7 protein-coding genes are annotated in these 7,301 nt (G+C 59.6%); 5 read left to right on the forward strand and 2 right to left on the reverse strand.

What is annotated here, in order from left to right; all coding sequences use genetic code 11:
* Positions 1–18: 18 nt before the first annotated feature.
* Both GIW48_RS25370 and GIW48_RS25375 read left to right on the forward strand, forming a co-directional pair.
* Positions 19–1,053, forward strand: coding sequence for a methionine synthase (locus tag GIW48_RS25370; RefSeq protein WP_236446983.1), 1,035 nt, complete (start codon positions 19–21; stop codon positions 1,051–1,053).
* Positions 1,054–1,104: 51 nt separating this feature from the next.
* Entirely contained in the window at positions 1,105–1,620 is a 516-nt protein-coding gene (locus GIW48_RS25375; RefSeq protein WP_236460818.1) for a flavin reductase family protein, read from the forward strand.
* 706 nt (positions 1,621–2,326) lie between these two features.
* Here the strand turns inward: GIW48_RS25375 and GIW48_RS25380 are convergent.
* Positions 2,327–3,157: an alpha/beta fold hydrolase gene (locus GIW48_RS25380; RefSeq protein ID WP_017136979.1), complete on the reverse strand. Its 831-nt coding sequence runs from the start codon at positions 3,155–3,157 to the stop codon at positions 2,327–2,329.
* A 159-nt stretch (positions 3,158–3,316) separates the two neighbouring features.
* Here GIW48_RS25380 and GIW48_RS25385 point away from each other — a divergent pair, with 159 nt between their 5' ends.
* Positions 3,317–3,739 (forward strand): MerR family transcriptional regulator, encoded by a 423-nt coding sequence (locus tag GIW48_RS25385; RefSeq protein WP_017136978.1) that lies wholly within the window; start codon positions 3,317–3,319, stop codon positions 3,737–3,739.
* Between the two features lie 72 nt (positions 3,740–3,811).
* On the forward strand, positions 3,812–5,044 hold the full coding sequence (locus GIW48_RS25390) for an NADH:flavin oxidoreductase/NADH oxidase family protein (RefSeq protein WP_236460817.1): 1,233 nt from the start codon (positions 3,812–3,814) through the stop codon (positions 5,042–5,044).
* 7 nt (positions 5,045–5,051) lie between these two features.
* Here GIW48_RS25390 and GIW48_RS25395 read toward each other — a convergent pair whose 3' ends face one another.
* Positions 5,052–6,479 (reverse strand): MFS transporter, encoded by a 1,428-nt coding sequence (locus GIW48_RS25395; RefSeq protein WP_236460816.1) that lies wholly within the window; start codon positions 6,477–6,479, stop codon positions 5,052–5,054.
* Between the two features lie 95 nt (positions 6,480–6,574).
* Between GIW48_RS25395 and GIW48_RS25400 the strand changes: the two genes are divergently transcribed.
* The gene (locus GIW48_RS25400; protein ID WP_218172180.1) at positions 6,575–7,198 is read left to right on the forward strand and encodes a helix-turn-helix transcriptional regulator; all 624 of its coding nucleotides are present in this window, start codon (positions 6,575–6,577) and stop codon (positions 7,196–7,198) included.
* The last annotated feature ends 103 nt before the right edge of the window (positions 7,199–7,301 follow it).

A 7,301-nucleotide genomic window follows, 5' to 3' on the forward strand; every position in this document is an offset into this window, starting at 1 on the left:
TACAAGGTTGTGCCTGTCATGAAAAAGTTATTACCCACTTCTACAGCTGGCAGCTTGCCAAAACCGGCCTGGCTTGCTGAGCCCGAGACGCTGTGGTCACCCTGGAAGTTGCAAGGTGACGAATTAATTGAAGGCAAGCAAGATGCCTTGCGTTTGGCGTTGCAAGAACAGCAAAACGCCGGGATTGATATCGTCAGTGATGGCGAGCAAACCCGCCAACACTTTGTCACCACGTTTATCGAACACCTGAGCGGCGTTGATTTCGAGAAGCGTGAAACCGTCAGGATTCGTGATCGCTATGACGCGAGCGTGCCGACGGTCGTAGGCGCCGTTGCGCGCCAAAAGCCGGTGTTTGTCGAAGACGCCAGGTTCTTGCGCCAGCAAACCAACCAGCCGATCAAATGGGCGCTGCCAGGCCCCATGACCATGATCGATACGCTGTATGACAACCACTATAAGAGCCGCGAAAAACTCGCGTGGGAATTCGCCAAGATCCTCAACGAAGAAGCCCGGGAACTGGAAGCGGCGGGCGTCGACATTATTCAGTTTGATGAACCGGCCTTTAACGTGTTCTTTGACGAGGTGAATGACTGGGGCGTCGCCACCCTGGAACGGGCCATTGAAGGCCTTAAATGCGAAACGGCGGTGCATATCTGTTATGGCTATGGCATCAAGGCCAACACCGACTGGAAAAAGACCCTGGGGTCGGAGTGGCGGCAATATGAAGAAGCCTTCCCCAAGCTACAGAAATCCAGCATCGATATCATTTCGCTGGAATGTCACAACTCCCATGTTCCCCTGGACCTGATTGAGCTGATTCGCGGTAAAAAAGTCATGGTTGGGGCCATTGATGTGGCAAACCACGCCATTGAAACGCCGGAGGAAGTGGCCGATACCCTGCGAAAAGCCCTTCAGTTTGTCGATGCCGACAAGCTTTATCCATGCACCAACTGTGGCATGGCGCCCTTGCCTCGCCGCGTGGCGAGCGGCAAGTTGAATGCATTGAGTGCAGGCGCAGAGATCGTTCGAAGAGAGCTCAATAACGCGCGTTGAGCCACCATTGGAAGGGGTGTACCAAGTTGCACTCCCTGTTCAGGATTTACCATGTCATTTCCCACTACGACGGTCGAGCCACTGAGCTTTCGCGAAGCGCTCGGGCACTACGCGTCCGGTATTACGGTGATTACCTCGCACCTGGATGACGAGCCGGTCGGCTTCACGTGTCAGTCGTTCTACAGCGTGTCGATGAGCCCACCGCTGGTGTCATTCAGCGTAATGTCCAATTCGGCCAGCTACCCCAAGATTCGCCAGGCCGGTCGATTCGTGGTCAATATCCTGTCGGGTGAGCAGGCCGGGATTTCCAACCAATTCGCCCGCCGCGGCACAGACAAATGGCACGGCGTGCAATGGCAGCACTCGCCTTTGGGTAATCCGATCATTGCCGGCAGCCTGCACTGGCTGGATTGCGAAATTCACGCCGAACACGCCGCCGGTGACCACCTGATCGTGATTGGTGAAGTAAAGGCGTTAAGTCTGCGAGCAGCGGCTGCGGCGAAGCCCTTGCTGTATTTCAAGGGGCAGTATTGCAACATCGCCGTACAGGGCGTGGTTCACGGGTAGGTAAAGGTGTGGTTAATAATGTAAGTGCCTAGCGTGTTCGTACGCGCTGTCACCCAGGCAACGGTCATACCGCGTTTTATTTGATCGTCAAGTTCTGATCGGGTTGTGCACAGTTCGATATCGCGCTCAGTGTGTAGATCCTTGATCCATAAGCCCGCCTCGCAACGACTATATTTCCCATAAGCCGGTCCCGGAAACCTGATTTCATAGACGGATTTATAGTGGATTACTTCGCCAGGCAGCAGGTAGACGCACACGGCATAACTATTCAGGAGGAAAACGAATCCAAGGCTGAAGCCCCCTAAAAACTTGTTAGTCGAAGACATATTAGTGCTGTTGGGCGGGCGATTGCGTTCGGGCCTGAACGCACAATAGAGGCCTGTCACAACGCCGAATACCACATAGGTCGTCCATTCAGGAATCCATGCCATCAAGATGGTTTGCCTGGCAACCCGAGAGGCCCAGCCCATGTAAAACATCCATGCCCCAAGGACGAGAAGCACTAATATCAACGCCGCTATTCTTTTGAATTGTCTCCCGAGTGAGGGGTGTTTCATTGTTTTTTTTGCTCGGTTCGTTGGTCGGCTGGGTAGCGTTGAGTGAACACCGGTGTGTTCAACCGATCAATCCACTCAAGCAAAATACCATCTAACCGGGCGCGACGACGCCCACTACTTCTCTGTGCGGCGCCGCAGCAACGAGTGACTTAGCTTCGTAAAAACTCAAGCAAATCCGCGTTGATGACATCCGCATTCGTCGTCGGCATCCCATGGGGAAACCCTGCATAGGTCTTCAACGTGCCATTCTTCAACAGTTTTGCCGACAACGGCCCGGAATCTTCATACGGCACAATCTGGTCATCATCGCCGTGCATCACCAGCACGGGGATCGTGATGCGCCGCAAAGCCTCAGTAAAGTCCGTTTGCGAAAACGCCACAATCCCGTCGTAGTGGGCGATTGCGCAACCCATCATGCCTTGTCGCCACCAGTTCTGGATCACGCCTTCCGACGGTTTGGCACCCGGCCGGTTGTAGCCATAAAAAGGCCCCGATGGTACGTCGCGATAGAACTGCGCACGGTTGGCTTTGAGCTGCGCCTGCATGTCGTCGAACACCGACTTGGGCAAGCCGCCTGGATTGCTCGGTGTTTGCAGCATCAACGGTGGCACGGCGCTGATGATGGCGGCTTTGGATACGCGGTCTTCGCCGTGGCGGGCAATGTAGTGAATGACTTCGCCACCGCCGGTGGAGTGGCCCACATGGGCGGCGCCCTGTACACCAAGGTGGTTGACCACGGCTGCGACGTCGTCGGCGTAGTGGTCCATGTCGTGGCCGTCCCAGACCTGGCTGGAGCGGCCATGGCCGCGGCGGTCGTGGGCGACGACGCGGTAACCGTTAGCCAGGAAGAACAGCATCTGCGCATCCCAGTCATCGGCGCTCAGTGGCCAGCCGTGGTGGAAGAAGACCACCGGGGCATCGCGTGGGCCCCAGTCTTTGTAAAAGATCTCAACGCCGTCCTGCGTAGTGACATACCCCATGTTCATCTCTCCAAAGTGATTGATCGGCCATCAACAGCAACGTGTTGATCGTGACCGGTTGAACAAAGTGCGGCTCAACCGATGGGCGGCCACGCTTGGCTGCCTGATCACTTGAGGTTTACAGTCCGCCTCAAGGTCAATGTGCGCGCGGAGTGGAACATGAGAATAGGCGAACTGGCGAAACTCAGCGGCTTGGCGCCATCGCGCATCCGTTTCTACGAAGCGAGCGGGCTGATCAAGTCGGTCACGCGCAAGGCCAACGGTTATCGGGACTATGCGCCGGAGGCAGCGGGGATGTTGCAACTGATCACGGGCGCACAGGCGGCAGGGTTTTCCCTGGAAGAAATCCGCCAATTGCTGCCGATGAACGCTGGCGGCTGGCAGCATGAGGCGTTGCTCGGTGGTCTCAAGCGCAAGGTCGAGGAAATCGAGGTGTTGCAGCAACGCCTGGCGCAGAATAAGGCCCAGTTGCTGCGGGTGATTGACGGCATCGAAGGCAAGCCTGAGGGCGTGGCGTGTGCGGACAATGCGCAGTTGTTGCTCAACCGCCTGCAGGATGAGCGCGAGAAAGCCGTGCACTGACCTGAAAAAAGCCATTGACCTTAAAGTTGGCTTTAATCTTATGGTGGTCCCACGCCAACTGAGGACTGCTCCATGAATCTGTTCGATCCCCTGTTATTACCCAACGGTTCGACCATCAACAACCGCATCGCCAAAGCCGCCATGGAAGAGAACATGGCAGACGCCGACCAGGCGCCTTCCGCCGATTTGCTGCGTCTCTACCAGGCCTGGGCCGATGGCGGTGCCGGCCTGATCATCACCGGTAACGTGATGGTAGACGGCCGCGCCATGACCGGCCCCGGTGGCGTGGTGTTGCAGGATGATCAGCAACTGGCCAAGTTCAAGCGCTGGGCGCAAGTGGGGCGCGCAGGTGGCGCGCAATTCTGGTTGCAGATCAACCATCCCGGCCGCCAGATGCAGGCCAACCTGGGGCAACAGACCTGGGCACCGTCGGCGGTCGCCATGGACCTGGGCACGTTATCCAAACACTTCAGCCGACCCCAGGCGATGACCGCCGAGGTGATTGCCGAGGTTATCCAGCGTTTTGCGCGCACCGCACGCCTGGGCGAACAAGCCGGTTTTACTGGCGTGGAAATCCATGCGGCGCATGGTTATTTGTTGAGTCAGTTTCTCTCACCGTTGAGCAATCAACGCACAGACGCGTGGGGCGGCTCCCTGGAAAACCGCGCGCGGCTGTTGCTCGATATCGTCAAGGCGGTACGGGCGGTGGTTAGCAGGGAATTTGCGGTGGCGGTCAAACTCAACTCCGCGGATTTCCAGCGCGGCGGGTTTACCGCCGATGACGCCAAGCAGGTGGTTGAGTGGCTCAACGACTTGGGCGTGGACCTGGTGGAATTGTCCGGTGGCAGTTACGAAGCGCCCGCCATGCAGGGGGACGCGCGGGACGGCCGCACCCTGGCGCGTGAGGCTTATTTCGTTGAGTTTGCCCATGACATCCAGACGGTCGCCAGGATGCCGGTGATGGTCACCGGCGGTATCCGTCGACGTCCGGTGGCTGAAAGCGTGGTGCACGGCGGCGTGGACATGGTGGGCATCGGCACCGCGTTGGCGATTGACCCGCAACTGCCGCGTGCGTGGCTTGAAGGCAAAGACACCGCGCCAGAGCTGCCGCCGATCACCTGGAAAAACAAAGCCTTCGCCTCCTTGGCCAATATGGCGCTGGTCAAGTTCCAGCTGCGCAAACTCAGCCAGCGCAAGCAGCCTGATCCCGGCGTATCACCGTTACGCGCATTGATCGAGCAGCAACTGGGCAACGCTTTGCGCACGCGGCAGTATCGCCGCTGGATCGCCAAGCGTAGCGCGTAGGCGGTGGTCAGGACGGGGTCAGTTGCGCCGCCGCAACCTTCACCCGCGTCGCCCGCCGCGCCATTACCCATGCCAGCACCGGCGCCAGGGTAAACAGGGCAAACAACCACTGTGCCGCGTTGGCGATGCCGGCATTGCCGGTGGCGTCGTTGATACCCGCCACGTTGGAAATCACTCCCGCCAATGCCGCGCCCAGGGCCATGGCGAACAGCTGCAAGGTGGTGATCGACGCGGCGGCCGTGTCCTTGTCCTGCTCCGACGCCACTTGCAGGATGCGCGTCAGCAGGTGCGGCCAGCCCAGGCCGATGCCGAAACCGACCAGGAACAGCCCGAGGCAGATCGGCGCCAACCGCGCCCATTCACCCAGGCTTTCCACTGGCGTGGTGATGGCTAGCAGCACCAGCCCGGCCACGATAAACAGCGGCCCCGCGAGGATGGCGCGCTGTGCGCTGCGGCCGCTCCAGCCGGAACTGAGGATTTCCGACACGGTCCAGCCGGCCGCCATCAGCGCCGCCATGTACCCGGCAACCAGCGGTGATTGACCATGCAGGTGTTGCAGGAAATACGGCATGAAAATCTCGCTGCTCATGCCGATCACCAGCAGGCAAGTGGTTGCATACAGCGCGCACAGCGGGGCGTCGAACTTCAGTGCGTCCTTGGGCAGCAGCCGTATGGTCGCGGTGGATTCGTGGCGGACCAGTGCATAGACCAGCACGGCGCACACTGCGATGCCCAGCAGGTTCCAGCTCGGCAGCGCCGAAACGCTGCCTGCGCACACGGCCAGCACGGCGGCGGCCAACAGCACCAGTTGCGGCACCGGCAGGCGGCTGGCCGTGCTCGCCGTGGGATCGCGGGGCGGCAGCGCACGGTGGGTGAGTACCATATAGGCAAGGCTTATCGGCACCATGGCGCCGAAGGCGAAACGCCAGGCATCCATCTCGGCGAACACGCCACCGACCGCCGGGCCGACCAAGGTAGCCACGCCCCACATGCCTGACACCAGCGCCATTGCTCGCGGCCACAGGCGCTCCTCAAACACCAGTTGGATCATCGAGTAACACAAGGCCAGCAACATGCCGCCGCCCAACCCCTGTATCAAGCGCCCGACCAGCATCACCGGCATGCTCGGCGCCAAGGCGCAGATCAGCACACCGACCATAAAGATCAACGTGGCGACGGTATACGCCAGCCGCGGCCCGGTGCGTTGCAGCAGCTTGGAAGTGAGGGCGGAGCCGAGGATCGAAGCCACCACATACAGCGTGGTGCTCCACGCATACAGCGCCAGCCCGCCGATTTCGGCGACCACCGACGGTAGAATGGTCGTGGCGATATAGGTGTTGGTGGCATACAGCGCAATGCCGCCGGAGAGGGCGATGGAACGGGGGGCATTCTTGCCCCGGAGCAACTCGCTCCAGCTGCTGTCTTGGGTGTGCATCGACGATTCCTTGTGCCGCTGGCAGGCTTGGGTTAATTTGCCAAGTAATTGCTTTGAATATTGCGACGAGGCTGTTTATTTTGTCAAGAAACTACTTGGAATATTCGCCGGTGTCGCCGGCGGAGCGTTTGCTGCACCTGCTCAAGACCCGTGGGCCACAATTGGCCAGTGATGCCGGTGAGTTCCTCGGCACCACCGGTGAAGCGGCACGCCAGCAGTTGGTGAAGCTGGCCGCCAGTGGGTTGGTCGAGGCCCGCTCCGAGGTGCGTGGGGTAGGGCGCCCAACCCAGGTTTGGCAGCTCACGGCGGCGGGGCACGCGCGCTTTCCCGATACCCATTCCGAACTCACCGTGCAACTGTTGCAGACCGTGCGCGAGACCTTTGGTGAAGAGGCTATTGAGCGTTTGATTGACGTGCGCGAGCGCCAGACCTTGGCGTTGTATGAACGAGAGATGCAAGGCGTCAGCGGCCTTAAAGCGCGGGTCGAAAAGCTTGCGGCACTGCGCACGCGTGAAGGTTATATGGCCCAGTGCAGCGAGCAGCCGGACGGTGCCCTGATCCTGGTGGAGAACCACTGCCCGATCTGCGCGGCGGCTACTGCGTGCCAAGGGTTTTGCCGCGCAGAATTGCAGGTGTTCGAGCAGGTGTTGCGTGCCAAGGTCGAGCGCGTGGAGCATATTCAGTTGGGCGCGCGGCGGTGTGCTTATCGGATTCACTGAACGCGCCACCGATTAAATGTGGGAGCTGGCTTGCCTGCGATAGCCATCGGTGTCAACACAGCTATTGAAGGTATCCACATTCCCCTGTGGCGAGGGTGGGTTG

It is taken from the genome of Pseudomonas sp. PA-6-3C, from assembly GCF_021605825.1.
Taxonomy (GTDB): Bacteria; Pseudomonadota; Gammaproteobacteria; order Pseudomonadales; family Pseudomonadaceae; genus Aquipseudomonas; species Aquipseudomonas edaphica.

Bases quoted from the DNA above. Each gene is read 5' to 3' on its own strand.
- GIW48_RS25380 (WP_017136979.1), bottom strand. From the start codon at position 3,157: ATGGGGTATGTCACTACGCAGGACGGCGTTGAGATCTTTTACAAAGAC.
- GIW48_RS25390 (WP_236460817.1), top strand. From the start codon at position 3,812: ATGAATCTGTTCGATCCCCTGTTATTACCCAACGGTTCGACCATCAAC.
- GIW48_RS25395 (WP_236460816.1), bottom strand. From the start codon at position 6,479: ATGCACACCCAAGACAGCAGCTGGAGCGAGTTGCTCCGGGGCAAGAAT.
- GIW48_RS25385 (WP_017136978.1), top strand. From the start codon at position 3,317: ATGAGAATAGGCGAACTGGCGAAACTCAGCGGCTTGGCGCCATCGCGC.
- GIW48_RS25370 (WP_236446983.1), top strand. From the start codon at position 19: ATGAAAAAGTTATTACCCACTTCTACAGCTGGCAGCTTGCCAAAACCG.
- GIW48_RS25375 (WP_236460818.1), top strand. From the start codon at position 1,105: ATGTCATTTCCCACTACGACGGTCGAGCCACTGAGCTTTCGCGAAGCG.